The following is a 26,043-nucleotide window of genomic DNA, read 5'->3' as shown; positions in this document are numbered from 1 at the left end:
CCAACTGTAGGAGTGAGCCTGCTCGCGATAGCGTCAAGTTTGTGTACGCAAGGCCAACTCTTTAATCACCTCAACCACCGGCGCCACGCGCTCAGCCTGCCCGTGTGGCCACACGGCGTAGAGGTTGTAATGCGCCGCAATCTGCGCCTCATTCAGCGCCACCAACCGTCCGCTGCGCAATGCATCGGCGGCCAGTAATCCACGCACCAGTCCCGCGCCGACGCCAGCCTCGGCGGCGGCAATCAGATTCGCCGCGTTATCAAAAATCACCCGCGCCGTGGGTTCGGTCGGTGTCATCCCGGCAGCATCCAGCCAGGGAATCCATGAGCGCCGCGTATACCCCAGCAACGGTAACTCAAGCACTTGCGCCGGACTCAATGGCAACTGCAAACCATGCCGTTCCAGCAACTCAGGCGAAGCCACCGCCATCACCCGGTCGCCACAGATTTGCGTCATCTCACAGTCATCCCAGTCGCCATATCCGTAACGCAACGCCAGATCGACCCGTTCAAACGTGCTGCGATCACTGCGCGGCATCGACAGCAGCGTCACCTCGTAATCCGGCAGGCCATCGAGCAACTGCGGAAGGCGGGGATTGAGCCAGCTCTGCGCCAGTTCACTGTCGACATCCAGCGTCAACCGCTGCGCCACGCTGCGGTTTTTTACCGAGGACAACGCCCGATCAATCTGCGCCAGACCATCCGATAACACGCTGGCAAACAACTGCCCGGCGTCCGTCAGGTTGCTGCCGCCACCTTCACGCACGAACAACGGCTGGCCGATGAACTCTTCCAGCGCACGGATCTGCTGGCTGATCGCGCTATGAGTCAAATCGAGTTTGCGCGCAGCGCTGGAAAAACTGCCGCTGCGCGCCGCATGGATAAACGCGCTCATGGACTGCACCGACGGGTATCGCTTGTACATGTTGTTAGTCCTGCTTACACCGGTTGGCAGAAATCGTCGCTGGCCGCAGATTGCCGTGGCTTCCAATAATCGGTGACCAGGCCCGCACAAAGACGGGCCGCTCTCTTGGAGCCTGACAATGATTACATTCACGGTTAACGGCGAACGACGCGAGCTGGATGAGGCGTCCCCCTCCATGCCCTTGTTATGGGTCTTGCGTGATCAGTTGAAACTCACCGGCACCAAATTCGGTTGTGGCATGGGCCTGTGCGGTGCCTGCACCGTGCATCTGGACGGTGTAGCCGTGCGTTCCTGCCAGTTGCCGCTGGCCGCCGTCGCGGGTCACAGCATCACCACCATCGAAGGCTTGTCGCCGACGCAAAACCATCCATTGCAACTGGCCTGGGTCGCCGAAGATGTGCCGCAATGCGGCTACTGTCAATCGGGTCAGATCATGTCGGCGGCGGCGTTGCTCAACACTGGCGCGGCAGTCACTGATGATTCGATCCGCAATGCCATGTCCGGCAACATCTGCCGCTGCGGCACCTACGGGCGCATCAACAAAGCCATCAAACGCGCGGCGACTGCGCCGAAGGAGGTTTGATGAGCCTTCTCGACGATAGCGGTGCCGTGCTGCCGCGCCGGGTGTTTCTCAAGCAAGCGGTCACGGTCGCGTCAGGTTTGGCGATTGCCCTGTATCTGCCGAGCGGCATGGCGGCAACTGACCCGAAAGCCCCGGCACCGGCCAGCGAATTCGAACCCAATGCCTGGGTGCGCGTATTGCCCGACGGCACGGTGAAACTGGTGGTGCACAAGCACGATTCCGGCACCGGTACGCATACCGCGCTGGCCGCGTGCGTGGCCGAGGAGTTGGACGTAAATCCGATGACCGTTCAGGTGATTACTCCGGAAGATCCGTTCTTCGAAACCTACATTCACCCGATCTGGAAGGTCTTCTCCACGGGCGGCAGCACCAGCGTTTCGCTGGAGTACGACCGCTTGCGTATGGCCGGTGCCACGGCGCGGGCGTTGCTGATCACGGCGGCGGCCAGGCAGTGGAAAGTCAGCCCCGAGAGTTGTTCCACCGAGGAAGGTCGGGTCGTTCATCCAACGAGCAAACGCAGCCTGGGTTACGGCGAACTCGTCGGCGTGGCGGCGCATCTGCCGGCACCCGACAAGGTCACGCTGAAGGATCCGTCGCAGTTCAAGTACATCGGCAAATTACGCCATAAACGAGACGCGGCGGCCAAGGTCTGCGGCCAGTTCAAGTACAGCATCGACGTGCAGTTGCCGGGGATGCTGGTGGCGGTGATCCAGCGTGCGCCGGTTGTGGGAGCAAAAGTGCTCAGCGTGGGCTCGGCGGCAACGTTACGGGTGCCCGGCGTGCGCAAAGTGATCGCGATTCCCGGGCGGCCCGATGTGCTTGGCGGCAATCTGGAAGGTGTCGCGGTGTTGGCCGATACCTACTGGTCGGCGCAAGAGGGGCGCAAGCTACTGGAGATTCAGTGGAGCGATTCGGCGCTGGCCGGGTTCGACAGCGACCAGTTGTTCAGCGCGCAAGCCAAAGCCATCGGCGATCCGCAAGCGCAAGTCGTCAACGCCATGACTCAAGGCGATGTCGCCGGGCAATGGGCGGGCGCAGCGCAACTGCTCGAAGCCGATTACACCATGCCCTACAAGGTGCAAAACCCGCTGGAACCGATCTGCATCACCGCACAAGTGAAAGACAAGGCCATCACCTATTGGGGCGGCGTGCAGGTGCCGTCCTCGGCGCTGGAAGCGGCGCGAACCGTGTGTGGGATCGACAAGGCCAACGTGACCATCCATGAGTTGGTCTCTGGCGGCAGTTTTGGTGCGCGGGAGGCCAAATACTGGTTGTTCGAAGTGGCCTATCTGGCGCAGAAAACCGCTGTGCCGGTGAAGCTGCTCAACAGCCGCGAAGACGAAATGCACGCGCTGTTCTATCACCCGGCAACGCTGAACCGGATCAAAGGTGCGCTGGACGCTCAGGGGAAACTCACCGCACTGCAATTGCACGCGGTGTCGCCTGCTTCGCCCGAGCAGTGGGAGCCGGGTTACTTCCAGCGCCCGGATCACATGGATTACAGCACCACCGAAGCCATCACCGCGTGGGACTTCGCCTACCGTCCACCGCATCTGCAACTGAATTGGGTCAAGCATGAAAGCAATGTGCCCAGCGGTTGGTATCGCTCGGTAAGTTTCATTCCCAACGTGTTCGCCGTGGAAAGCTTCATGGACGAACTGGCCCACGCGGCGGGTGCCGATCCGCTGGCATTCCGCCTGGCCAACATGCAGGAGCGGCCGCGCCATGTGGCGGTGCTCAAGCAGGCTGCCGAGCGCGCCGGATGGGGCCAACCGTTGCCGCCGGGCACGGCCCTGGGGATCGCGACCAATCAGGGTTACACCAGTTTTATCGCAGTGGTAGCGCGAGTTACGACGGTCGATGGTAAGGCCCGGGTCGAGAAACTCACCTGCGTGGTCGATTGTGGCTTGGCCGTGTCGCCGGGCGGTGTCGAGGAACAGATCTACGGCGGCCTGATGTGGGGCTTGGGGCATGCGTTGTTTGACAAGCTCGATATCAAACAGGGCAGGGTGGTGCAGAGCAATTTCCACGACTATCGCGTGGCGCGCATGTCTGACATGCCGGCCACCGACATCGTTGTGCTGGACGGTGAGCCAAGTAAACCCGGCGGCGTTGGTGAGCTGGGCAGCCCGTCCGTGGTGCCGGCCATCGCCAATGCGCTGTTCGCACTGACCGGCGTGCGGCAGCGCTCGACACCGTTGAGTCTGGGGTAAACGGCCATGGACCTGCGTCTGCTGCGGTATTTCATGGCCCTGGCCGATGAGCTGCATTTCGGCCGTGCCGCCGAGCGGCTGCACATCTGTCAGCCGCCGTTGAGCCAACAGATTCGTCTGCTGGAAGAGGAACTCGGCACGCCGCTGTTCGAGCGCAGTCATCATCGCGTCGAGCTGACCGCAGCGGGGCAGATGCTCAAGGAGCAGGCGCCGCTGGTGTTCGAACAGCTTGAACGCGCCCTGGACCTGACCCGGCAAACCGGGCGCGGGCAGCTCGGTGAGCTGGAAATCGGCATGATCAGCTCGGTGATGGTCGGCGTGCTGCCCAAGGCGCTGCATCTTTTTCGCGAGCGCTATCCGCAAGTCACCTGGCGTTTGCATGAAATGACCCCGGCGGCGCAGGTCAAGGCATTGAAGGAGAAACGCATCGACGCCTGTGTGTTCCGCGTGGGCTATGACGACCCGCAACTGCGCAATGAATTGCTGATCTACGAGCCGATTCATGTGGTGATGCCAGCGGATCATCCGTTGGCTGGCCGCGAAGTGCTGGCCCCGGCGGATCTGGCGCTGGAGCCGTTTGTGGCGCTGGAGTTGAAGCAGTCACGGTTTGCCAATTTCCTCTACCAGTGCTGCATTCAGGCCGGCTTCACGCCGCAGATCCGCCAGCAAGTGATCGAGGTGCAGACCCTGCTCAGCCTGGTGCGTGCGGGTTTTGGCGTGGCGCTGTTGCCAGCGTCCATCGAACAGTTGGCGCCGGCGGGGCTGGTGTTCCGCAACTTGACCCCGGCGTTGCCGGAAGTGCCGTTGTACGCCACCTATCGCGCGGACGATGCTTCGCCGGTGCTCAAGCTGTTTCTCGATACCTTGCGTGAATTGCGCGAAAACCCCTAAACCCCTGTAGGAGCTGCCGAAGGCTGCGATCTTTTGACTTTGGTTTTTAAAAACAAGATCAAAAGATCGCAGCCTTCGGCAGCTCCTACAGGGTATGCGTGTCGTGCGAGTACAGGGGATGTGTGTCGTGCGAATACAGGGGATGTCTGTCGTGCGAATACAGGGGATGTGTGTTGTGCAAAATAGCGGCGCACGATCACGGTGCCGTGCGGTCGTAACCTTCACATGGGCGTATCACTTGTGGAGATCCAATGAGCCAGGAAGTCCTGACCCGCGAAACCAATCGTCGTCAGTTACAGCAGATCATCGCCGGGCTGTCCGACGGTGTGATTTTGCTTGAACTTGATCAGAGCATCCTCTGGGCCAACGAAGCAGCGCTGGCCATGCACGGTGTCAGCCGGATTGGTGAGTTGGGCGTGAATGCCGACGAGTACGCCAAGCGCTTTAGTTTGCGCTATCGCAATAACCATCTGGTGCCGCCCGAGAGTTACCCGATCAGCCGTGTTGCGCGTTGCGAAGTCTTCAGCGACGTTTTGATCGAGGTGTTCGCGGTGGATGATCCGGAGCGTGTCTGGGTTCACAGCGTGCGCAGCATGGTGCTGACCGACCGCGAAGGGCAGCCGGAGTCGCTGGTGTTGATCATGAGCGACGTCACCGATTGGGCCAACGCTGAGCTGCGTTTCGAAAAAACCTTCAACGCCAACCCGGCACCGGCGGTGATCTGCCGTCTCAGCGACTTGCGTTACATCAAGGTCAATCCGGGATTTCTGGAGATGACTGGCTATACCCGCGAACAAGTGATCGGCACTTCAGCCTATGAAATAGACATTTTCGAGCATGCCGAGAAAAGAGATCTGGCCATCCAGCGCCTGCGCGACGTCGCGACCATTCCGCAGATGCAGGCCGAGCTGCGCCTGCCTGACGGCAGCAGCAAGCAAGTGATTGTCGCCGGGCAACCCCTGTTGCTCAACGACGAGCAGTGCATGCTGTTTTCCTTCGTTGATGTGGAGCTGCGCCGCCGGGCTGAGGTGGCGCTGCGCCAGAGCGAGGAACGCTTCGCCACGGCTTTTCGACTGACCCCGGTGCCGATTCTGATTTGCACGGCCGACGAGCAGCAGATCATGGACGTCAATCAGGCTTTCCTCGATTCCTTGGCCTATACCAGTGATGACGTATTGGGCAAAACCGTGACGCAACTGGATTTCATCGCCGACGAGGGAGCCCGCAACCGTCTGCTGACGGCGCTGGCAAAAAGCGGTCGGGTAGACCGGGTAGATTTGCGCGTGCGCAAAAAGGATGCGGACATCCTGGAATGCGCAGTGTCCGCCGATACCGTCAACATCCACGACATACCGTGCTATTTGCTGGTGCTGATGGACATCACCGAGCGCAAACGCACCGAGCTTGAACTGGTGGCGGCGATTGAGGAGGTGATGAAAGACGCCTCTTGGTTCAGTCGTACGCTGATCGAAAAACTGGCGAATGTGAAGAACATCAATTCACCGCAACTGCCGAGCGTGTCGTTCACCGATCTGACGGCACGGGAACGTGATGTGCTTGGCCTGATCTGCGAAGGCCTGGCGGACAAGGAGATTGCGGCGCGGCTAAAACTGGCGCCGAACACTGTGCGTAATCATGTGGCGACGGTGTATTCCAAGCTCGATGTGCATAGCCGCAGTGAGGCGATCGTGTGGGCGCGGGAGCGTGGGCTGTTTTCCGGTGAGTGGCGCACCAAGGGGCAACGTTAGGTGCAAATGCACTAGTGGGCAGGGTGCAAATTGATGTGTTGGGGCGAGGACGCTTTTTTTAGTCTGTTGGGGTGCGGTACGAGCCTTTTCTGGCTTGGGATCGTGCCCCTTCGAAACGGATTAAGGAATGGCCTCAATGATGAATCTTGCGCAGTTGCGCGCCCAGCTTGAGCACAGTTTTGCGCCGCTGGCGTGTGAGTGTTCGGTGGATGGGGATCATTCGCTGACGGTGAAGCTTTATCACCCGGTGTCGGGGCAGGTGGATCTGGTGATCAGTGGGTTGAAGCTGAATGCCTTGCGTACGCCTGAGTCGGTGGCGGCTTTGATCGATGAATTGCGGTATGAATTGGAGAGTAATTCTTTGCGCTCTTCGCGGGATGCTGATTTGGCCTAGGCATGTGTGTGGGAGCTGGCTTGCCAGCGATGGCGTCCGGTCAGTCGCCATGTGTCTGTCAGATGTACTCAATCCCTGTGGGAGCTGGCTTGCCAGCGATGGCGGCCTCTGGGCCGACCATGTTCTTGGTGGTTTTGGGTGAATATCCGGTTTTTTGGTGATGGCGGATTGGGGTTCCGCCCTTACGGCGGGTCACTTTTGGCAAACGCCCCAAAAGTAACCAAAAGGTCTGTGCCCTGACGTCCGGCCCGCTCGCTAAAGCTCGGGGTTCCTTCGCTCCGGAATCCATCCGGGGCATCGATTCCGGTTTGCTTCGCTGCACCTCCTTTCGATGTCCTCCCCGGATGAATCCCTCCACTCAGCCTCCCGACGGGCCTTTAGATCAAGAGCTGCACTCGAGCTAACGCTCATTGTGTTGAGTGGTTAGAAGCGAGGGTGGTGGGGGGGTGTGTTTTTGCTTTTCTGTGGGAGCCAGCCTGCTGGCGATGGCGGCCTGACAGCCGACCTGTGTCTGTCAGGTGTACTCAAATCCTTGTGGGAGCTGGCTTGCCAGCGATGGCGGCCTCTGGGCTTGTGTACCCGGGTGCAACTGTGGGAGCTAGCCTGCTGGCGACAGCGGCCTGACAGCCGACCTGTATCTGCCAGGGGTGTACTCAATCCCTGTAGGAGCCAGCCTGCTGGCGATGAGGCCTGACAGCCAGCTAATTTCCAGCAGATGTACTCAATCCCTGTGGGAGTCTGGCTTGCCAGCGATGGCGGCTTCACCGGCGACGAGAGATTTGAGCCTTGATCTCTCGAACTCCAAAGCAAAATCGACAGCCAATGTCCCCGCATACCACCGGTTTACTGGCGCTCACGAAGGTCTCGTCTATAAAGAATGAGTGGTCAGGTTTTCCGTGGTCGGTTCGGTCGCGGAAGTTTGTCTCCCTTTTATCGCGGGTCGTCCTATGAACAGTCTTGGGAAACGCGTGTGTTCGCCGTTGTTGCTGGCTTTTGGTGTGGCGTTGTTGGCCGGTTGTGCCAGTCCGCCGCCGCCTCCACCCGTGGCGCCACCTCCACCGCCGGAACGTACTTGTCAGGTCATCGAGAACACTGAGGTGGCGGGCGATGCTTATGTGGACGAGCAGGTGACTCGGCACATCACCACTACCCGTTGCGTCACTCAATAACGCCGGCGGGGCGCAGGTCTCGGCTGTTGCTGGCGGTGCACTTTGGCTGGCAGTTGCCCAAACTCGCAGGCTAACCCCTTACCCCTGTAGGAGCTGCCGAAGGCTGCGATCTTTTGATCTTTAACAGCAAGATCAAAAGATCGCAGCCTTCGGCAGCTCCTACAGGGATCACGATCGAAAATCAGGACAGGAAACCACCATCCACATTCAGCGAAACCCCTGTGGTGTAGCTCGACGCATCACTCGCCAGATACAACACCGCCCCAGCCATTTCACTCGGATCCGCCACGCGCTTGAGCGGGATCTGCGTCAATGCTTGCTTGAGGATCGCGTCGTTTTTCACCAGTGCCGAGGCGAACTTGGTGTCGGTCAGACCCGGTAGCAGGGCGTTGCAGCGGATGCCGAATTGCGCGCACTCCTTGGCGAAGACCTTGGTCATGTTGATCACCGCCGCTTTGGTCACCGAATAGATGCCCTGGAACACGCCCGGCGAAATTCCGTTGATCGATGCGACGTTGATGATGCTGCCACCGCCGTTTTCGCGCATCAGCTTGCCGGCTTCCACGGACATGAAGAAGTAGCCGCGAATGTTCACGTCGACGGTCTTCTGGAAAGCGCCGAGGTCGGTGTCCAGCACGTTGCAGAACTGCGGGTTGGTCGCGGCGTTGTTGACCAGAATATCCAGGCGCCCGAACTGTTCCTTGATCCCGGCGAACACCTGGCTGATCTGCTCCATTTCACCGATGTGGCAGGCAACCGCAGTGGCTTTGCCGCCAGCGGCGATGATCGCGTCGGCGACATGTTGGCAGCCATCGAGTTTGCGGCTCGAGACGATCACGTGGGCGCCTTGCTGGGCCAGCAGTTTGGCGATGGCTTCACCAATGCCACGGCTGGCGCCGGAGACGAAAGCGATCTTGCCGTCGAGGTCGAACAACTGAGTCTTGGACATGGGATTCCCTTGTGAAAAGTCTTGTTGGAGGGCCTGGATCAGAGGCTGGATTTCTGGATGACCTGCAAGCTCATCTGCTCCAGCAGTTTGTTCATGTGAATGAACTGCGCGAAGCGTTTGTCTTGGGTCTGGCCATGGTAGAAGCGGTAGTAGATCTGCTGCACGATGCCGGCCAGGCGGAACAGGCCGTAGGTGTAGTAGAAGTCGAAATTGTCGATCTGGATGCCCGAACGCTCGGCGTAGTAGTCGACGAATTCGCGGCGGGTGAGCATGCCCGGTGCGTGGCTTGGCTGGCGGCGCATCAGTTGCACCGGTGCCGGGTCGTCCGCCTGAATCCAGTAGGCGAGGGTGTTGCCCAGATCCATCAGCGGATCGCCCAGGGTCGTCAGTTCCCAGTCGAGTACGCCGATGATCTGCATCGGGTTTTGCGGGTCGAGGATGACGTTGTCGAAGCGATAGTCGTTGTGGACGATGCTCGAGGTCGGGTGGTCGGCTGGCATCTTCTCGTTGAGCCAGGCTTTGACTGCTTCCCAGTGCGGCGCATCCGGGGTCAGGGCTTTTTCGTAGCGTTCGCTCCAGCCTTTGATCTGGCGGGCAACGTAGCCTTCGGGTTTGCCCAGATCGCCCAGGCCGCAGGCGTTGTAGTCGACCTGGTGCAGTTCAACGAAGCGGTCGATGAAGCCCTTGCACAGCGCTTCGGTTTTCGCCGAATCGAGGCCCAGCTCCGGCGGCAGTTCTGAACGCAGGATGATTCCGTTGACCCGCTCCATCACGTAGAACTCGGCGCCGATCACCGATTCGTCGGTGCAGTGCACATAGGCTTTGGGGCAATACGGGAAGCCGTCGCGCAACTGATTGAGAATGCGGAATTCGCGGCCCATGTCGTGGGCGGATTTGGCCTTGTGGCCGAACGGCGGCCGGCGCAGGACGAACTCCTGCTGCGGGTATTCCAGCAGATAAGTCAGGTTCGACGCACCACCGGGAAACTGGCTGATCGCCGGGGAGCCGCTCAGGCCCGGAATGTGTGCCTTGAGGTACGGATCGATCAGGCTGGCATCGAGTTCTTCGCCAGAGCGGATACGGGTGGACTGGTCAGTAAGCGCCATGCTTATCCCTTCTGCTTATTTTGGAGGCCAGACATCATTGGCTAATCTAATGGTGCGCCCGGTCGGTCACAAGCGCGGTTCGGTCTTATAGGTTAGCGTGTTGCCGGATAATCACCTTTGGGAATGTGCAGGGCGGGCCGTGGCAGGCTAAGGTTTAGCGGGTATGTCGTGTCCCTGAAGGAGTCTGCAAATGGGCTGTCCGCAAGTCTGTGCCACCGCCACATTGCAATGCAGCTTCGGCGCCGCGCCGGCGATGCTCAACGTGCTGCCAGTCAACCGCACGCTGACCGGCGGATTACCGGCGGCGAACATCATGGATCACATTCCGCTGGTGAACATTCTGCCGTTCGGGGTGTGCATGAGTTTGGCCAATCCGATGGTGGCGGCGGCGACCACGGCGGCATTGGGGGTGTTGACGCCGATGCCGTGCATTCCGGCGACGGCCACACCGTGGATTCCCGGTGGAGCGCCGACCTTGTTGTTGGGCGGGATGCCGGCAATCGACGCCAATAGCACGTTGATGTGCAACTGGGCGGGGGTGATCAAGATTGTCGTGCCGGGGCAGATGCAGATGTTGATTCCGTGACCCCGAAGTACCAACCACCCCTTCGGCAGCTCCGACAGGGAGATGTCTTTCAGCAGTGGAGTGCATTTCAAGTGCAAAGCGATGCAATCAACTGTGGGAGCGAGCCTGCTCGCGAAGGGCCATTCCAGTCACCCGAAAAACCTCAAGCCTGCTGCGGATCCATCCAGCGCTGATACCACCAGCGCACCCGCGAAATCGGCTTGCCATCCGCCCCCAACGGCCGCCCATCCTCGGCAAACCCTTGCTCCGGCTCCAACAACTGCCCATTCACGTACCGTGCTTCTACCGCCGTTTTCCCGTTCGAATGAAAACGTTGATAGCGCCCCTCACGGACCCCATCGCGATAGAACTCGGCCTCCGCGACTTGCCCGTCGGGGAAGTAATTGAATGCCTCGCCATGCAACAACCCGCGCCGATACGTCGCCTTGCGCTGTAACCAACCCTCAGGCGCATAAAAACTCGCCACCCCTTGCAGCTTGTCGCGCACGAACGGCATCTGCGCCGAAACCTTGCCGTTGGGGTGATAGAGCAGGGAAGTACCCTGCAATTCACCGTGGCTGTACTGCAAATCCGCCTGCTTGCGCCCGTCATCCTTGATGTTCAGCGGACCCTCAAGCTGACCGTCCTGCAAACGGCCCTTGAGTTGCTTGTCATCCTGTTGCAGATCCAGTGGTGTGATCGCCATGGCGTCTCTCGTCAGTTGACCTGCACCAGGCCGCCCTTGATGGTCAGCATGCCGCCGCCATCGACGGTCTGTGAGGCCGCGCCCTTGTTGGTCAGGCTGATGCCGGCGTCGTTGGTCAGCGTGGTACCGGCCTTGTTGTCCAGCGAAGTGCCAGCCTGATTGGTCAGGGCGGTGCCGGCCTTGTGGCTGATCGAGGTACTGGCGGAAGTCGCCAGGTCGGCGCCGCTCTTGATCGTGAAGCTGCCACCGCTTTGCAGGGTCAGGGTACCGCTGACTTTGATCGTCAAGTTGCCGTCCACGGTCAGGCTGTAATCGCCAGTGACTTTGTCGGTGTAATTGCCGCCGGTGCTGTGGTTCTGATCGGCACCGACCGTCACCGTGCGGCTGTCTTTCACATCGAGGCTGTCGCTGCCGGTCTGGATGGTCACACTGCGTTTGCCTTTTTCCAGGGTTACGGTTTCGTCGCCGTCCTTGACCGTGCGCGTGCGAGCGTTTTGCACCGTGAGGGTTTCGTTGTGGCCGACGGTGGCGGTGGTGTCGTTGAGCACGTTGATATTCAGATCTTTCTGCGCCTGTAAAAACACCTCTTCGGCATCTTTTTTGTCTTCGAAACGCAACTCGTTGAAGCCGCCGCCACCCTTGGACGACTGCGTCTTGATCCCTGATTGCGTCTGATTGGCCGGCAGCGCGTAGGGCAGGGCGTTGTCGCCGTTGTAGACGCAACCGGTCACCAGCGGTCGATCCGGATCCCCGTCGATAAAGGTCACGATGACTTCCTGGCCGATACGCGGAATGAACTGCATGCCGAACCCTTTGCCGCTCCACGGCAACACCACGCGCACCCAACAGGAACTGCTTTCGTCGTTCTTGCCATCGCGATCCCACGGAAACTGCAACTTGATCCGGCCGTATTCGTCGGTCCAGATTTCCTCGCCGGATTTGCCCACGACAATCGCCGTTTGTGGGTGCATCCGTGGTTTCGACGTGACCCGCTGCGGACGGAACGGCGTGGCTTTGGGAATCGCTTCGAAGCGGTTGCGATAGTGCTCGTGACTGACGTCATGAGTGACCCGCGTGACGACCCAATCGATATTCAGACTCGCATCATCATGGCCGTCGAGGGTGAACCAATGCCCCGGAACCAACCATCGGCAGTCGCTCTCACCGACAAAACGTTTCTCCTCACTGCGCAAACCGTCGACGCGCTGCTTGGTCAACGCATCGCCGCGCGCCTTGGCGTTGTAACCGCCCGGATGTTCATACATTGAAAGCGGCCCGGCCACCGCTTCGGCCTGGTCGTACAGCGAGGTGGTCGGCGTGGTGAACTCATAATCCGTCGCCCGATAAACCCCGGCTACCGCTTGTAAACACACCTGCCCGGAACGGATGCCGTGCAACTCACGCTCGCCCAATCCTTGCCCCAGATAACTGACTGTCGGGCCGTTGGGAATCTGTACGAAGGCATCGTTGCTGTCGCCCAAAACCAGCGTGTGCGTACCAGCATCGTGGGTGAAAAACCAGAAAATACCTTCCTCCTCGAGCAAGCGCGAGACGAAGGAAAAATCGGTTTCGCCGTACTGCACGCAGTATTCACGCGGGGTGTAGCTGCCGGTCAGCGACAGTTTGAAATCGGTAAAGCCATGCGCCTTGAAGATCGTGGTGACGATGTCCGAGGTGGCGAGGTTCTGGAATACGCGGTTATTGCTGGCCAGCGTCAGCCACCAGAGCCACGGCCTGAGTAAAAGTTGATAGCGCTCGGCGGTGGCATCGGCCGGCAGTTGGCGGATTTCGGCTACCAGCGCATCGAAAGGACGCAGTTGCGCATCGTTGTGCAAGGTGGTGGTGACGTGTGTGGCAATAGCGCTGCTCAGAGTGAGCGAGGCGCCGTCGTTAAGGCCGTTGAGGATTTGTACACCCAACAGATTGAGCGATTCGTCGCCGGTCAGCGACTCAGGGTAAAGCGCCGACAGCGAAGAGGCGGTCATTGAAATACTGGTATTGCAGTCTGTTGAGCGGGGCATAGTGTGCTCTCGAATAAAAGCATTCCGTACCAAACAGCGGCGTTATGTTTTTCGCGAATTCTTGCACGAGATATTCGTTGACAGACTGCGTTCGCCTGATAGATCACGACAAGAAACAACAAAAAGAGCGTTCATTTTCCGAGCTCTAATCTAATAGCATCCTCGACGCCAACATTTTGTCGGACGAAATGACTTTTTTGTACGCTGTGGTTTTTTGGGATGAAGTCCCATGGGTTAGAGGCACCCACCAGCTCGTTTTTTCTGTAAACCCCCGTTGAATTTGTATCTACATGCACAAGCGCGCCATTTGCTTTAAGCGCTGCGTGTTCGGTGAAGGGGGTGACCTCATTTGAAATAAGGATGTGCAAATCAAGACCATCAGGTGCTTCGGATTTCAATAAACCGTGTTCATGTTCCACACAAATTTCAACACCTATGGTCAGCCCTTTGAACTCAAAAACCGCCTTTGGATCGCTCATCGGGAAAAAACCCGCCTCCGACCCTTCACCGATAAGGTCGAGGCTGCCTTGTTCTCCGTAGGCTTCAAACTTTTTTCGTCTGATTTTTATTATTGTTCCTGCAAGATAAATGGGGGCAATGTTGTAGCACGGTCGAAGTAACTGTTCGCCTTGTTTTTTTAAATATGAATGCGTCAGGTCCAGTTCTTTCTGTAAGCCAATATTCTGCATTGTGGCGTTATGACCGGCGTCATTTGTCTTGGTTAGCATGTCGTGGGTGTATAGAATGTCTTTTTCCAGATCCCCTGATTTGACAGGGTTAAGACCGAACACGGTAATGCTGCCTGGGATAATCAACCAGTCAGGTCTGCTCCGACTGATCAAGGTTAGTTGTTGGAGTATGGGTATTACTTCGTGCATTTCATTGAAAAACCTTCCGTCTGTCGGTCTGGCGATTTTTTTTCCATGCTGTCGTGCAAGGAAATGCTCTGGACATATCGCTATTTTGACATCTGGAGCCGGCAGACTTTCGGAAGTGATACTGACTTCGGCGTTTTTGATCATCTCCTCAATTTGCTGAACACGTATTTCCGGTTGCGCGTAAGAGTCGGCCGGGAGGGTGTTGCCCTGTTTTCGAAAGGGATGGCGTTGCATGAGAGCAAAATAGCAGCTGGTCATTTTTGTCTCCTGTTGTCCAGGGAGAAATAGGCGGGGAAAAAATCGGGGCACGCGGTGGTACGCGTGTTCTGCCTTGATTCGCCAGAGGCTCCGTCGTTAAAAGAACGTGTCATGATCGTCACCGCTTGCGTAACCTCCCTCAAAGTCGTCGGCACCATCCTCGGCCGGGGCGGTTTGTTCGGCGATGGTCGTGACGATCTCAATCAAATTCTCCTCCGTGAAGAAAAACCGTCCTGCCGTAAAGGCTGCCTGATACTGAATTTTGGCCTGCCGATACTGTTCCGCCGTTGGATCCGCCCCGCGATTGCTTTGTGCCCACGAGCCATAAGGGTTTTTCGGCTTGGCACGTCCTAGTGTTCCTTTCGTCGATTGGGTGAATAGCAATCGCGACAGAGTGGGAATGGTCTCGTTGAAGATATGATCGAGATCGTCTTTGTATGTTCTATTGATTCCCTTCAGCAGTTTCTCCGAGTGGCCTACTGCAACAGTCTTTACCTCGGTACCGGGCACTAGAGCCTGCACGTTTCTTTTGACTTGGTACAGGCTGGCTCCGCTGTCCGTGAAATCGAACACAACAATGGGCTTATCTTTCGGCAGGGTGGGAAGTTTTCCGTTCAGATAGGTGGTGAATGCCAGTGAGGGAGTCGCACCGATGGCAATAGAGCTGACATTCACTGCTTTTACGGTGACGCCTTTTTGTTTCATTCGCCACTTGACCAGTTTTGGGCTGGCGCCCAGGGAAAGGAAACCTGATCCAGGGTATTTCGCAATCAATTGATCGCACACCACTTCCACGTCCTTAAGTAGTGGGTCGCTGCGAACTTTTATGAGTGGCTTTATCTGATCCAGTGCAGCTTTATCATCTTTGTCAAACCAGACCGGGAAACAATAGCCGGTGAAGTGGATATTTTCACTGATGTAATCCTCGTTTTTATCGGAGGTAATCTGGATGTCGTTTGTCGCACGGCTAAAAACAATATATTTGGCCAATTGAGTTGCTCCTTCTTCACCGACTATCCTCATTTGCAGGGATCACTCCAATACCCACTCCGCCAACTTCCCCGTCACCTGCGTCATCAACACATTCTCGACATCCCGCGCGCCCGCCGCGCTGCACTTGGCGAGCACCGCTTTAACGATTCCTGAATCAAACTCGAACTGCTTGCCCGTCGCCGCTTTGTACCGACCACGCAACTTCTCAAGCTTGGCCAGCACAATTCCTTCCAGCGTCGCCTCATCCAGCGGTCGATATGCAACCACGGTCATGCGCGCCAGAAACGCTGGGCGGAAGGTTTTCAGCAGGACTTTATGCAGCGCCTCGTTGAAGGCGTCAGAGCCGAGTTGCGCTACTGCCGTGTCGAGCAACAGTTCGGCACCGACATTGCTGGTGGCCAGCATTACGGTGTTCTTGAAATCCACCACCAACCCGGTGCCGTCCTCCATCAAACCCTTGTCGAACACGTTGTAAAACGCCTCCAGCACATCCGGATGGGCCTTCTCGATTTCATCCAGCAACACCACTGAATAGGGTTTGCGCCGCACCGCTTCAGTCAGCACGCCGCCGCTGCCATACCCGACATAACCGGGCGGAGCACCTTTGAGTTGGCTGACGGTGTGCGCCTCCTGATACTCGGAAAGGTTGATGCTGATCAGGTTGCGTTCGCCGCCATACAAAGCGTCGGCCAACGCATAGGCGGTTTCGGTTTTGCCGACGCCGGTAGGGCCGACCAGCAGAAATACGCCGACCGGTTTTTGCGGATCGGTCAGCCCGGCGCGATAGGCCTGCAAGCGCTGAGCTATGGTGTTCAGCGCGGTGCTCTGACCCATCACCCGTTGGCCCATGCGCTGGCCAAGGGTGCGTACGGCGTGGGCTTCGTCGGCGAGCATTTTGCCGACGGGAATGCCGGTCCAGCCTGCAATAACGGCGGCGACGGTTTTGCTGTCGACTTGCTCGGGCACCAGCGGATCGTCCTGTCGAATCGCGTCCAGTCCGGCTTCAAGTCGTAGCAATTCAGCGGCCAGATGATCGATGCGGCTGTCGGTGGCTTCATCAGGTTTGTCGCTGTCGGCGCGTTCGCTCAACGCCAGCAATTCCCGGCGCGTATCGAGAAGCTCGCGCACGGCCACGCGTTCTTCGCCCCAGCGGGTTTCCAGTTCGCGGATGGCTTGCACGTTACTGGCTGATTCGGTTTCCAGCAGGGTGATGCGCTCGCGGTGATCGAGGCCGGTGGCCTGTTCGCGGCGCAGACGATCGGCTTCATCCTTGAGGCTGTTCTGCCGATGGCGCAGGCTTTCCAGCGGTGGCGGCACGTCATGCTGGCCGAGGGCGACACGGGCACACGCGGTATCCAGCACGCTGATGGCTTTGTCCGGCAACTGGCGGCCTGAGATGTAGCGGTGTGAGAGTTTCACCGCTTCATGGATCGCCGCGTCGAGCACTTGCACGCCGTGATGTTGTTCAAGTTTGGCGGCCACACCACGGAGCATTTCCACGGCGGTGATTTCGTCCGGCTCCTCTACCTGCACAAGCTGAAAGCGACGGGCGAGGGCTGGGTCCTTCTCGAAGTATTTTTTGTACTCCATCCAGGTTGTTGCGGCGAGGGTGCGCAACTCGCCACGGGCCAGCGCCGGTTTGAGCAGGTTCGCTGCATCGCTGCCGCCCTCGGCCCCGCCCGCGCCGATCAGCGTGTGGGCCTCATCAATGAACAGGATGATCGGTTTGTCGGCGTTACGCACCGCGTCGATTACACCTTTGAGCCGTTGTTCGAACTCGCCTTTGACCCCGGCGCCGGCCTGTAACAAGCCAAGGTCGAGCACGCGCAAACTGACTTCCTGTAACGACGGCGGCACATCACCGGCGGCGATGCGCAGGGCCAGGCCTTCGACCACGGCGGTTTTGCCCACGCCCGGTGCGCCGACCAGAATCGGATTGTTCTGGCGGCGGCGCAGAAGAATGTCGATGCACTGACGAATCTCGCCGTCGCGCCCCACAATCGGGTCGATGCGCCCGGCGTGAGCGTCGGCGGTCAGGTCTTGGGTGTATTGATCAAGCACCGAATCTTGCCGTGGCGCAGGATTTCCAGAAGCCATGGAGCGCGGGCCGACGTGTTCCCGCGAATTTTCCGTCCACTCCAGCAGATTCGCACGCAGGGCTTCCTTGGGAATGCGCAGCAACGACGACGCGCTGTTGAGCAACAAACTGCGGCGTTCTTCGCGATCGATCAGTGCCAGCAACAGCAGGCCGGAACGAATGCTGTCGAGCCCCAACACGCTGGCCTGCACCACCGCATCTTCCAGCAATCCCAAGGTGTGGGAAGACAGCGCCGGGGTGCGCGTGCTGCCGGATTTGAACAGCTCCAGCGCCTTGTTGATTTCCGCCGTCAGCGCATCACGTTCCAGACCGAAACGCGGCAACAGAAAAGCAAAGTCACCGCCCTCAATGTCGAGCAGTTCCAGCAGCAGGTGCTCTATCTCGACATAGTGATGCCCGCGTTGCAGACAGCGTTGCGCAGCGCGTTCGAGGGCGCGGCGGTTGTCCGGGTTGAGGCGTCCGATCAGGCTGGCCAGTTCCATTTCAGGTGATCTCCAGCTGCCGAAGGCGGGTTTCGATGCGTTGCACAGCGAGGCTGGCCTGACGTTGCAAACCGCCGTTCCAGCTCAGTTGCACTGGAGCCTGGCGCCCAAGTTTCATTGGCCCGGCGCCGCGTATCAGCAGCACCAGTGTCACGTCCAGATCCGGACCGAAATACAGCGCCGCGAGACTGGCCAGCGCCGGATGGGTTTCACCGTCCGGCAAAAAACGCCCGGCCTGCGCCGAGGGCAACGGCCCGAGGGTCAGACGAATACCGGCGTGTTCATCCCAGACGCGTGTCCCGGCGACGGCCGTGCGACCAAGCTGCAGATTGCGGCCACCGGGTTTCATCAGGCTGCGACTGGCCAGTGGAATCTCGCGCCACGCCCCTTCATAAGCGCTCAATTCAACCGGCACGGCGAACTGCTCACGCACAACCGCGGCGAACCCGGCGAGTGACCGGCGACCATCGGCAAACAACGCGGTGCAGGCCAACACCGCGCAATCGGGAATGGCCTGACGCTCCTGTAAGGATTTGGGCAGCAACCCGGTCAGCGCGCGCAGTTGCGCCTGCACCGGCGAGGTGCCCGGCGTGACAAAGCCGAGGGCGATGCGGTGTTTGCGCATCACCTTGTACAGCAGGCTGAGCAGGCGATGCTGAAACAGATCGAGGAACGCGGCCGGCGCATGATCCTTGGCCCGCGCCCGTTGTTGCAGCCATTCCTGATAGGCGTAGGGCAGGGGACCGTCGGGGCCGCCGAGGCCGAAGATCGGTGTGTCGAGGGTCAACGGTTCGCCGGGCTCTTCGCGCAGGTTTTCGATCTGGCTGGCGGCGAACAACGGCGTCAGCGGCCCGCGCAACTTCAGCGCTTCGGCTTGCGGCGCGGTGCCGCTGCCAAGGGAGGCGGCTTGTGGCTGCTCGCGCTCCAGCAGCAGCAACGCCTGCAACCACTCGAACGCCTGCGGATCGCGGCGCAGTCGCTGGCTCAGCGTCAGAGCGACAGCGGCATGCCGGCTTGGGGTTGCCATGCCTTGACCTCCTTGTCGTCCTGCATCAATACCGTGCGCACAAAGCGATTGGCAGTGGCGTACACCGAAAAGAACTGTGCGAGCACCGCTGAAAACAACACCGCGCTGCTGCCGACAAAATGCTGCGGATCAAGCTGCAGTTGCACTTCCAGACCATTGCGCCAACCGCGCCAGGCATCCGCGCCGACATGGCCGATTACCCGCTCGCAACCCAGGCTCGACAGGCCTTCGATCTGGCGTATGGCGCTGGTCTCATCTCGCAAATTATGCAGATGCAGAATCTCTTTCAGCGCATCGAGCGCCTGCGGGCCTTCGACCAGTGACAAGTGATTGAGGGTCAGTTGCGACACCAGCCGCCAACGCGAATCGCCGTCCAGTCGCGGCATGCTCTGCGGGCTCGGCGGGTTGCGCAGGCGCGCCCACGCCACCGGGCCGGGGCGCTCGAAACCCAACGGCGTGCCGGCTTGCAAACTCTGTGCAAGGTGACGGTTGGTGCAAAGCAACTCAGCGGTGAGGCTGTAATCGGGCAGATCGGTTTGCGGTTCAAAACGGGTGTCGACCACGCTCACCAGCAAATCACTGCCGAGGCGGTTCGGGGTCATGCCGCTGACCCGGCGAGCATGCCAATAACGTTGTTGATCGCCGCCGCTGTGCTGACTGCCGTAATAGGCAGGCAGACGTTGCACGCCGGCGCGGGAACTGGCGCGCATGCCGCGGATACTGTGGATTTCGACGCTGTTTTCGCGGTGGCTGTCGGCAATCAGGCGGTACTCGCTGCGGGTGCCGTCCGGGCGCAGCGGTTCGGAGGTGCGCGGGAACAGATTGATCACCGGCGCGCAGCCGAGGGCGATGTCACTGGCCTGTAAATGCAGGCGACTGGTCGGCGCACGGTCGAAAACGATGTACAGATAAAGCGTCTGACTGTCACTGGCGACACCGCTCAACGGCAGGTCGAAGAAATGGAATTTGTCCGGGAAGGCGAAGTACTCGGCCAGCAGACGCATGCCCGGATGCACGCCGTCTTCATCGGGCAGCATGACTTCGTCATCGCTGAAACCAACGATTTTCGGCAAGCCTTTCAGCGCAGTCGGGACACTGCCGGGCGACCCTGCCAGCACCTGCACCGCCCGGGCGCCGAGCAAGTCATACAGGCAGGCGTTGACCACGGGCGAAGCCGCAAGGTGGATCCGCAGTTGCTCGATACCCAGCGCTGACCACTGGCTTTCACCCAGGCAACGCAGACTCAGGCGCAGCGCCGAACGCGACTGCGCGACACCGGTCAGCGCCTGGGCTTCGTCGCTGCCCAGCAGCAGCGCTTCGCTTACTTCAATGGGCCACAGGCACGCGGCGGCCGTGGTCCGAAAGTGGATGCTCTCGCCTTTGCTGGTGGTCACGAACAACGGCGTATCGCGGGACAGGGGATAGCCGTCGTCGAGATTGCCTTTGCCTGGGTCTGGTTCGAACTGAACGATTGCGCACGATGGCAATGGGCGCATGGCCAACGGGTAGAGCTGTTCGAGCAGCGCATCGCTGAATTCGGCGTAATCGTCATCCAGCCTTCGTTGCAGCCGCGCCGCGAGCAACGCAAAACCTTCGAGCAAGCGTTCGACATGCGGGTCGGGGCACTCGCCGGGGGACAGTTGCAGACGTCGGGCGACTTTCGGGTAGCGCTCGGCAAACTGGCTGCCAGCGTGGCGCAGCCAAGTCAGTTCGCGCTGATAGTAGTCGAGCAGTTGCGGGTCAATCGAGTCGCTCATGGCGCACCTCCAGCCCTTGGCCGCCGGGCTCGATGACAAACGCCACCGGCCAGTGTTGCTCGCCGCTGCGCAGCTCGCCCAGCAAGCGAATGCTCATTAGCTGTGGGTGCGCGGGCAGAGGATTGACCTGAACCTCGCCCAGTTTCAGGCGCGGTTCGAAGTGAGTAATCGCTTCACGGATGTCCCGCGCCAGGCGTCGACGGTCATCGCTGCGCTGCTGTTGCAGGGCGCTCCAGTCGGCGATGCCGTAGTCGAGCACGCTGGGTGGATTGGTCAGCGTGCGCGGACCACGGCGAGTGTTGAACAGGCGCCCGAGCTCGGCGTGTACCGAGTCGAGCAAGTCCTGGCGATCAAATTCCCGCGTGTCGTCGGCCTCGCTGGAGGCGAGGCGTTCGAACAGCGGAGCGAGTATGCCGGTGCCTGCCATGGCCGCAACGCCGGGTTAGCTGACAAGCTTGTTGGCGGCCATGTCCCACGTCGACGCGGCGGTACCTTCCTTGGTGCCATCGTCTTTCTGCGCGGTGAGCTCCCATTTGATTTTGGTGAAGTTCAGCGACACGGTTTCCACCGGTTTGCCACCGGTGCCGCCACTGACACTGACGTTCGACAGCACCACGTTGGTCAGGGTGTAGACGATAAAGGGCATCAACTGCCCGCTGCCTTCGGCGGCGTTGCGACCGATGGTGATGATGGCTTCGGGAATCGGTTTGCCGGCGCAGCAATATTCGTTGAGAGAGGGCGTCGAACTGTCGACGAACTTGGTTACGGTGAACTCGCCGATGTGCGGTTTGCCGGAGGTTCGCTCCGAGTTGCTGACGTCGTTGGTCACCTGCATCGCCACGTTGTGGCTGTAGGACATGACTTCGATCTTGTCGGCAAACCCCTCGAGCAGGCTATCGCCTTTGATGTCACCGCCGAGGTCGAGAATGATTGCATCCATCGCTTGAAACTCCTGAAAAATTCAAATTAGGCAAATGGGTCAGTGCGTGGAGCGCGGACCCTGTGGTGAGGGGATTTATCCCCGATGGGCTGCGCAGCCGCCCCAAAAAAACAGGGCCGCTACGCGCCCCATCGGGGATAAATCCCCTCGCCACAGGTAATTCAGTGGGCCTGTGAGAGGGGGCTCCCCCAGAGCTCAGTTTTTGCCATTCAATATCACCGCGGTCAGGCCGCAACCGGCGGCGGCAACGTCGCCACCAGACGAATCGACGCCGTCAGTTCCTCAAGTTGAAAGTGTGGGCGCAGGAACACCGTCGCCCGATAGGCGCCCGGCTTGCCAGCCACCTCGGTCACATCTACTCGCGCTTCACGCAGCGGGTACTGCGCCTTGATTTCCTGCGGCGCGTTGTCGTTGATCAGCACGTAGTCGGCGATCCAGTTGTTGAGGTAGGTCTGCACGTTGTCACGGGTCATGAAGCTGCCGACCTTGTCGCGCATGATCACCTTCAGGTAATGGGCGAAACGCGATGCGGCAAGCACGTACGGCAACATCGCCGAAATCCGCGCGTTGGCGTTGGCTTCGTTGGTGTTGTAGACCTTGGATTTGTTGGTGGTCTGGCCGCCGAAGAACACGGCGACGTCGCTGTTTTTCTTATGGCACAGGGCGATGAAACCGAGGTCGTTGAGCTCTTTTTCGCGGCGGTCGGTGATCGCCACTTCAGTTGGACATTTGAGCGACAAATCACCGGAGCTGGTGCGGAAGGTGTGCGCTGGCAAGCCCTCCACCGCGCCGCCGCCTTCAGCGCCACGGATCGCCGCGCACCAGCCGTACTTGGCGAACGCTTCGGTGATGCGTTGCGACAGCGCCCATGCGGCGTTGCCCCACAGGTATTTGCTGTGGTCGGTGCCGTTGACGTCTTCGACGTAGTTGATGCCTTCCACCGGCGAAGTATCAGGGCCGTAAGGCAGGCGCAGAAGGAAGTGCGGCAGCACCAGCGACACATAACGCGAGTCTTCGCTCTCACGGAACGAGCGCCACTTGATCAGTTCCTGGCTCTCGAAAACTTTCGACAGATCACGCGGCACGGCCAGTTCGGTAAAGCTGTTCATGTCGAACAACCGTGGGCTGGCGGCTGCAATGAATGGCGCGTGCGCAGCGGCGGCGACGTTCGACAGTTTCTCCAGCAGACCGATGTCCTGGGGGTGCCGGCCGAAGGTGTAGTCACCTACCAGCAGGCTGAACGGGTGGCCACCGAAGGTGCCGTATTCCTCTTCGTAGATCTTCTTGAACAGCGCGCTCTGGTCGAATTCGACGGCTTTTTCCAGATCATTCTGCAGTTCTTTCTGCGTGACGTTGAGCAGGCGCAGTTTCAGCCGGGAGCTGGTTTCGGTGTTCTTCACCAGCATGTGCAGGCCACGCCACGAGGCTTCGAGTTTTTGCAGATCGGGATGGTGCAGCACCTCGTTGAGCTGGGCGCTGATCAGTTCGTCGATCTGGCTGATGCGGTCGTTGATCATCGCCACGGTGTCCTTGTCGATGGCCATGCCTTCGTCAAGCACCTGGGTGGCGAACTCCGCGAGCATGTCGCGGGCGTAATCCTGCTGACTGTCATCGTGGGCCATGCGGCCATCGAGGATGATCTGGTCGAGCAGGGAAAGTGTCTCGGTCGTACTGTCGCTGGCTTGGTTCTTGGCGGCGGCGGGCATGGCGAATTCTCCCTCTATTCAAGTGGACGATCAGGCTTGCGGTTCGGCCGGAGCCCCGGCGTCTGGAGCCGGGGTAGCGGTGTCTGGGCGAGCCGATTTGATTTCCTGCAGGCCTTCGGTGTTGGCGATCACGTCGCGCAACAACTTGTCCAGGTCATCGTTGCCGTCGAGTTTGGTCAGCAGGTCACGCAGGCGCTGACGGGCTTCGAACAGACGTCGCAGCGGCGTGACTTGCTCCACCACGTTGACCGGGTCGAAATCGTCGATGTGTTTGAAATTGAGTTCGATGTTGAGCTTGCTGTCATCGCCACTGAGGGTGTTGTTGACCTGCAGCGTGGCGCGCGGGGCAATCGAGGCGAGCACTTCGTTGAAGTTGTCGCGGTCGATTTCGGTAAAACGTCGTTCGGTCAGTTTTGCCAATGGCTCAAGCGGTTTGCCGGACAGGTCGGCAAGAATTCCGACGACCAGCGGCAACTCTTTTTTCTCGATGGCATTGCCGATTTCGACGTCGTAGGTGATTTGCACCCGGGGCGGACGCACCCGGTCGAGCTTGTGTTGCGTACTTTCTGCCATGTCGGCGGACTCCGATGCGATGAGCGGGCGCAATGCATCGGGGAGGCCCGTTCATCGCTTTCCCTTACTGGACCGTAGGTTAGAAAGGGAGGCAGATGACCTGTCGTTCCTTTGACAAACCTTCCTGGATTCGGCTGTAGGAACCGAACTACCCAAGACGCTAGAACAGGTCTATAAAAAAGCAAGCGAAAACATTTTTGGACAGAATCACGAAAAGGAAAATTCATTTTGCCTGGACGATTTTTTCTAACGTTGGGGTTTGTGCTGCTGACGGGTTGTTCCTTCTTCGGGCCGAAGGTGGACCTCGACAGCCTGACTCTCGACGTCGCACCGAAGGCCAATGACGACACGCCGATTGCCGTGGATTTCATCGCGGTCAATGACCCGGACCTGCTCAAGCAACTGTCCGGCATCAATGCCAGTCAGTGGTTTGCTCAACGCGAGCAGTATCAACGCGACTATCGTCAGCTGATGAGCGTGTGGGGACTGGAGCTGGTGCCGGGGCAATTCATCGACCGTCAGCCCTTCCCGCTGGAGGGCAAGAAGGCCGCTGGACTTTTAGTCTTCGCCAGCTATAACACTCCCGGAGCGCACCGATTACGCCTCGACGATCAGCGCGAGGCGTGGCTGAAATTCGACAGCCGCGAGATGAATCTGGTCAGCCAGGACAAATAAAAAATCCGCCCGCCGCCGGCTTGCGGCATGGTCGAAGGGAGTCGTATGAGTCTGCTACCCGACGCGGTCTGCTGGCATGAAGGCATGCAATTGCTGCCGCAGCATTTTCAGTTGCAGGGGCTGCGGGCTGAAGCGCTCGGCGCGCATCTGGCGCAGGCATGCAACCCGTGGTTCTGGGGCGTCAGCCACATGGAGTTCGACCCTTCGGCGCTGAGCGCAGGCGTGGTGCGGGTGTTGTCGCTGCAAGGCACGCTGCCCGACGGTTTGCCGGTGGATGTGCAGGCCGGTGTCGGCGAGACGCTGGAGCTGGATGTCAGCGCGGCGATCGAGGCCACTGACGATGCCACTGTCACCGTGTATCTGGCGATCAGCCCGATGTGGCGCGCCGGGCAACTGCTGCCGCTCAGGGGCCGTTTGCAATCGGTGGTCGGTGAAGCGTTGCCGGATCTCACCAGCGGCCAATTCCCCGAAACGATCACCGTGTGGCGCCCCAATCCACGCCTGTGCACGCAACTGAACCGAGCCGATTCGATTTGCCTGCCATTGCTGAAAATCCGCAAGGAGGGCGGCGGTTTTCTACCGCTTGCCTACACACCGCCGACGCCCGTCCTGTTGCCGGAATCTGCCCTCGGTCGACGCATCGCAGGGCTCTGTGCACGGGCGCGGGAAAAATGTCTGTTTCTCGGCGGTCGCCTGCGTCAGGCGCAACAGGCCGGCAATCAGGATGATGCGCTGGAAATCCGTCGGCAGCTGACCGCGTTGTGGGCGCGCCTGCCGGAAGTCGAAGGCACACTGAACAGCCGCATCGCGCACCCGCAAACCCTGTATGTGCATTTGCTGGGCCTTGCCGGCGCGTGGTCGGCGCTCGATCCGCTGGCCGGCGTACCAGCGTTCGCGCCGCTGGATTTTCTCGAATTGCAGCGCGGTTACGACGCCGTGCTGCAATGGCTCGAAAGCACCCTCGAACTGATCCGCGCCGGCTATCGCAGTCTGCCGTTCGAACGCAGCGAGCAGAGCTTTTCGATCCAGTTGCCGGATGAACAGCCGAGCCAGCGCCTGGTTATCGGTTTGCGCATGCCCAACGGCGCCAGCGAGCAAGCGGCGATTGACTGGTTGCGCGGCGCGATCATCGCTTCTGCGCCGCATATCGCCTTGCTCAGTCGCCAACGCATGAGCGGTTTGACGCATCAGGCCATGAGCCGCACCGAGCAAGTCGCCTATAGCGTCGGTGAGGACACGCGACTGTTCGTGGTCACGGCCGAGGGCGCGTGGTTCGACGCGCAACTGCCGCTGATGATCGCCGCGCCAGCAGCGAAGCTGACCAGCAGCCCGTGGCAAGTGGTGCTGTTTGTCGCCCAGAACAGCGAAAGTGCCTGATCACACAAGG

General features: G+C 59.7%; 23 protein-coding genes. 9 read left to right on the top strand and 14 right to left on the bottom strand.

Going from position 1 to position 26,043, the window contains the following annotated elements:
• Nucleotides 1-33: 33 nt before the first annotated feature.
• A complete protein-coding gene (locus ACA061_RS16015) occupies nucleotides 34-924 on the bottom strand; it encodes a LysR substrate-binding domain-containing protein (protein ID WP_497299601.1) in 891 nt (296 codons plus the stop codon).
• Between the two features lie 118 nt (nucleotides 925-1,042).
• On the opposite strand from ACA061_RS16015, the gene ACA061_RS16010 reads away from it, so the two are divergent.
• The 6 genes from ACA061_RS16010 (at nucleotide 1,043) to ACA061_RS15985 (ending at nucleotide 7,922) form a co-directional block, all read left to right on the top strand.
• Complete coding sequence (locus tag ACA061_RS16010; protein WP_497299600.1) at nucleotides 1,043-1,507, top strand: (2Fe-2S)-binding protein; 465 nt, start codon at nucleotides 1,043-1,045, stop codon at nucleotides 1,505-1,507.
• Nucleotides 1,507-3,720: a xanthine dehydrogenase family protein molybdopterin-binding subunit gene (locus tag ACA061_RS16005; RefSeq protein ID WP_497299599.1), complete on the top strand. Its 2,214-nt coding sequence runs from the start codon at nucleotides 1,507-1,509 to the stop codon at nucleotides 3,718-3,720. The genes ACA061_RS16010 and ACA061_RS16005 overlap by 1 nt, the downstream gene beginning before the upstream one ends.
• Nucleotides 3,721-3,726: 6 nt before the next feature.
• Entirely contained in the window at nucleotides 3,727-4,611 is an 885-nt protein-coding gene (locus tag ACA061_RS16000) for a LysR substrate-binding domain-containing protein (RefSeq protein ID WP_497299598.1), read from the top strand.
• A 251-nt stretch (nucleotides 4,612-4,862) separates the two neighbouring features.
• Entirely contained in the window at nucleotides 4,863-6,359 is a 1,497-nt protein-coding gene (locus ACA061_RS15995) for a helix-turn-helix transcriptional regulator (RefSeq protein ID WP_210553015.1), read from the top strand.
• A 136-nt stretch (nucleotides 6,360-6,495) separates the two neighbouring features.
• Complete coding sequence (locus ACA061_RS15990; protein ID WP_150602881.1) at nucleotides 6,496-6,753, top strand: DUF1652 domain-containing protein; 258 nt, start codon at nucleotides 6,496-6,498, stop codon at nucleotides 6,751-6,753.
• A 947-nt stretch (nucleotides 6,754-7,700) separates the two neighbouring features.
• Nucleotides 7,701-7,922: a hypothetical protein gene (locus ACA061_RS15985; RefSeq protein ID WP_210553014.1), complete on the top strand. Its 222-nt coding sequence runs from the start codon at nucleotides 7,701-7,703 to the stop codon at nucleotides 7,920-7,922.
• A 181-nt stretch (nucleotides 7,923-8,103) separates the two neighbouring features.
• Here ACA061_RS15985 and ACA061_RS15980 read toward each other — a convergent pair whose 3' ends face one another.
• Complete coding sequence (locus ACA061_RS15980; RefSeq protein WP_042559635.1) at nucleotides 8,104-8,871, bottom strand: SDR family oxidoreductase; 768 nt, start codon at nucleotides 8,869-8,871, stop codon at nucleotides 8,104-8,106.
• A gap of 38 nt (nucleotides 8,872-8,909) precedes the next feature.
• Entirely contained in the window at nucleotides 8,910-9,977 is a 1,068-nt protein-coding gene (locus tag ACA061_RS15975) for a phosphotransferase family protein (RefSeq protein WP_210553013.1), read from the bottom strand.
• A gap of 190 nt (nucleotides 9,978-10,167) precedes the next feature.
• On the opposite strand from ACA061_RS15975, the gene ACA061_RS15970 reads away from it, so the two are divergent.
• Entirely contained in the window at nucleotides 10,168-10,563 is a 396-nt protein-coding gene (locus tag ACA061_RS15970; protein WP_210699798.1) for a DUF4280 domain-containing protein, read from the top strand.
• Between the two features lie 142 nt (nucleotides 10,564-10,705).
• Here the strand turns inward: ACA061_RS15970 and ACA061_RS15965 are convergent, their stop codons facing one another.
• The 11 genes from ACA061_RS15965 to tssB form a co-directional block, all read right to left on the bottom strand.
• A complete protein-coding gene (locus ACA061_RS15965; protein WP_497299597.1) occupies nucleotides 10,706-11,248 on the bottom strand; it encodes a toxin-antitoxin system YwqK family antitoxin in 543 nt (180 codons plus the stop codon).
• 11 nt (nucleotides 11,249-11,259) lie between these two features.
• On the bottom strand, nucleotides 11,260-13,269 hold the full coding sequence (locus tag ACA061_RS15960) for a type VI secretion system Vgr family protein (protein ID WP_497299596.1): 2,010 nt from the start codon (nucleotides 13,267-13,269) through the stop codon (nucleotides 11,260-11,262).
• Nucleotides 13,270-13,400: 131 nt separating this feature from the next.
• Nucleotides 13,401-14,405: a hypothetical protein gene (locus ACA061_RS15955; RefSeq protein WP_210553009.1), complete on the bottom strand. Its 1,005-nt coding sequence runs from the start codon at nucleotides 14,403-14,405 to the stop codon at nucleotides 13,401-13,403.
• 96 nt (nucleotides 14,406-14,501) lie between these two features.
• On the bottom strand, nucleotides 14,502-15,395 hold the full coding sequence (locus ACA061_RS15950; protein WP_210553008.1) for a hypothetical protein: 894 nt from the start codon (nucleotides 15,393-15,395) through the stop codon (nucleotides 14,502-14,504).
• Nucleotides 15,396-15,437: 42 nt separating this feature from the next.
• Nucleotides 15,438-17,978 carry a type VI secretion system ATPase TssH gene (tssH, locus tag ACA061_RS15945; RefSeq protein WP_210553007.1) on the bottom strand — a complete coding sequence of 847 codons (2,541 nt, stop codon included), beginning with the start codon at nucleotides 17,976-17,978 and terminating at the stop codon, nucleotides 15,438-15,440.
• A 1-nt stretch (nucleotide 17,979) separates the two neighbouring features.
• Nucleotides 17,980-19,005 (bottom strand): type VI secretion system baseplate subunit TssG, encoded by a 1,026-nt coding sequence (gene tssG, locus ACA061_RS15940; protein ID WP_210553006.1) that lies wholly within the window; start codon nucleotides 19,003-19,005, stop codon nucleotides 17,980-17,982.
• Nucleotides 18,969-20,762, bottom strand: coding sequence for a type VI secretion system baseplate subunit TssF (gene tssF / locus ACA061_RS15935; protein ID WP_497299595.1), 1,794 nt, complete (start codon nucleotides 20,760-20,762; stop codon nucleotides 18,969-18,971). The genes tssG and tssF overlap by 37 nt, the downstream gene beginning before the upstream one ends.
• A complete protein-coding gene (gene tssE, locus ACA061_RS15930) occupies nucleotides 20,746-21,189 on the bottom strand; it encodes a type VI secretion system baseplate subunit TssE (RefSeq protein ID WP_497299594.1) in 444 nt (147 codons plus the stop codon). Before tssE ends, tssF begins: the two co-directional genes overlap by 17 nt.
• A gap of 15 nt (nucleotides 21,190-21,204) precedes the next feature.
• Nucleotides 21,205-21,702, bottom strand: a complete 498-nt coding sequence (locus tag ACA061_RS15925) for an Hcp family type VI secretion system effector (RefSeq protein WP_150602870.1) — start codon at nucleotides 21,700-21,702, stop codon at nucleotides 21,205-21,207.
• A gap of 224 nt (nucleotides 21,703-21,926) precedes the next feature.
• Nucleotides 21,927-23,408: a type VI secretion system contractile sheath large subunit gene (tssC, locus tag ACA061_RS15920; RefSeq protein WP_210553003.1), complete on the bottom strand. Its 1,482-nt coding sequence runs from the start codon at nucleotides 23,406-23,408 to the stop codon at nucleotides 21,927-21,929.
• 30 nt (nucleotides 23,409-23,438) lie between these two features.
• A complete protein-coding gene (gene tssB / locus ACA061_RS15915; RefSeq protein WP_150602868.1) occupies nucleotides 23,439-23,981 on the bottom strand; it encodes a type VI secretion system contractile sheath small subunit in 543 nt (180 codons plus the stop codon).
• 228 nt (nucleotides 23,982-24,209) lie between these two features.
• On the opposite strand from tssB, the gene ACA061_RS15910 reads away from it, so the two are divergent.
• Nucleotides 24,210-24,656 (top strand): type VI secretion protein, encoded by a 447-nt coding sequence (locus ACA061_RS15910; protein ID WP_210553002.1) that lies wholly within the window; start codon nucleotides 24,210-24,212, stop codon nucleotides 24,654-24,656.
• A 45-nt stretch (nucleotides 24,657-24,701) separates the two neighbouring features.
• A complete protein-coding gene (tssK, locus tag ACA061_RS15905) occupies nucleotides 24,702-26,033 on the top strand; it encodes a type VI secretion system baseplate subunit TssK (protein ID WP_150615297.1) in 1,332 nt (443 codons plus the stop codon).
• The last annotated feature ends 10 nt before the right edge of the window (nucleotides 26,034-26,043 follow it).

The sequence above is a fragment of the Pseudomonas sp. LBUM1668 genome, assembly GCF_059695715.1.
Note: the sequence above shows the minus strand (reverse complement) of the source record. Positions and strands in the feature narration are given on the sequence as shown.

Excerpts from the sequence above, each read along its gene's own strand:
- ACA061_RS16015 (WP_497299601.1), bottom strand. The coding sequence starts at position 924 with ATGTACAAGCGATACCCGTCGGTGCAGTCCATGAGCGCGTTTATCCAT.
- ACA061_RS16010 (WP_497299600.1), top strand. The coding sequence starts at position 1,043 with ATGATTACATTCACGGTTAACGGCGAACGACGCGAGCTGGATGAGGCG.
- ACA061_RS16005 (WP_497299599.1), top strand. The coding sequence starts at position 1,507 with ATGAGCCTTCTCGACGATAGCGGTGCCGTGCTGCCGCGCCGGGTGTTT.
- ACA061_RS16000 (WP_497299598.1), top strand. The coding sequence starts at position 3,727 with ATGGACCTGCGTCTGCTGCGGTATTTCATGGCCCTGGCCGATGAGCTG.
- ACA061_RS15995 (WP_210553015.1), top strand. The coding sequence starts at position 4,863 with ATGAGCCAGGAAGTCCTGACCCGCGAAACCAATCGTCGTCAGTTACAG.
- ACA061_RS15990 (WP_150602881.1), top strand. The coding sequence starts at position 6,496 with ATGATGAATCTTGCGCAGTTGCGCGCCCAGCTTGAGCACAGTTTTGCG.
- ACA061_RS15985 (WP_210553014.1), top strand. The coding sequence starts at position 7,701 with ATGAACAGTCTTGGGAAACGCGTGTGTTCGCCGTTGTTGCTGGCTTTT.
- ACA061_RS15980 (WP_042559635.1), bottom strand. The coding sequence starts at position 8,871 with ATGTCCAAGACTCAGTTGTTCGACCTCGACGGCAAGATCGCTTTCGTC.
- ACA061_RS15975 (WP_210553013.1), bottom strand. The coding sequence starts at position 9,977 with ATGGCGCTTACTGACCAGTCCACCCGTATCCGCTCTGGCGAAGAACTC.
- ACA061_RS15970 (WP_210699798.1), top strand. The coding sequence starts at position 10,168 with ATGGGCTGTCCGCAAGTCTGTGCCACCGCCACATTGCAATGCAGCTTC.
- ACA061_RS15965 (WP_497299597.1), bottom strand. The coding sequence starts at position 11,248 with ATGGCGATCACACCACTGGATCTGCAACAGGATGACAAGCAACTCAAG.
- ACA061_RS15960 (WP_497299596.1), bottom strand. The coding sequence starts at position 13,269 with ATGCCCCGCTCAACAGACTGCAATACCAGTATTTCAATGACCGCCTCT.
- ACA061_RS15955 (WP_210553009.1), bottom strand. The coding sequence starts at position 14,405 with ATGACCAGCTGCTATTTTGCTCTCATGCAACGCCATCCCTTTCGAAAA.
- tssH (WP_210553007.1), bottom strand. The coding sequence starts at position 17,978 with ATGGAACTGGCCAGCCTGATCGGACGCCTCAACCCGGACAACCGCCGC.
- tssG (WP_210553006.1), bottom strand. The coding sequence starts at position 19,005 with ATGGCAACCCCAAGCCGGCATGCCGCTGTCGCTCTGACGCTGAGCCAG.
- tssF (WP_497299595.1), bottom strand. The coding sequence starts at position 20,762 with ATGAGCGACTCGATTGACCCGCAACTGCTCGACTACTATCAGCGCGAA.
- tssE (WP_497299594.1), bottom strand. The coding sequence starts at position 21,189 with ATGGCAGGCACCGGCATACTCGCTCCGCTGTTCGAACGCCTCGCCTCC.
- ACA061_RS15925 (WP_150602870.1), bottom strand. The coding sequence starts at position 21,702 with ATGGATGCAATCATTCTCGACCTCGGCGGTGACATCAAAGGCGATAGC.
- tssC (WP_210553003.1), bottom strand. The coding sequence starts at position 23,408 with ATGCCCGCCGCCGCCAAGAACCAAGCCAGCGACAGTACGACCGAGACA.
- tssB (WP_150602868.1), bottom strand. The coding sequence starts at position 23,981 with ATGGCAGAAAGTACGCAACACAAGCTCGACCGGGTGCGTCCGCCCCGG.
- tssK (WP_150615297.1), top strand. The coding sequence starts at position 24,702 with ATGAGTCTGCTACCCGACGCGGTCTGCTGGCATGAAGGCATGCAATTG.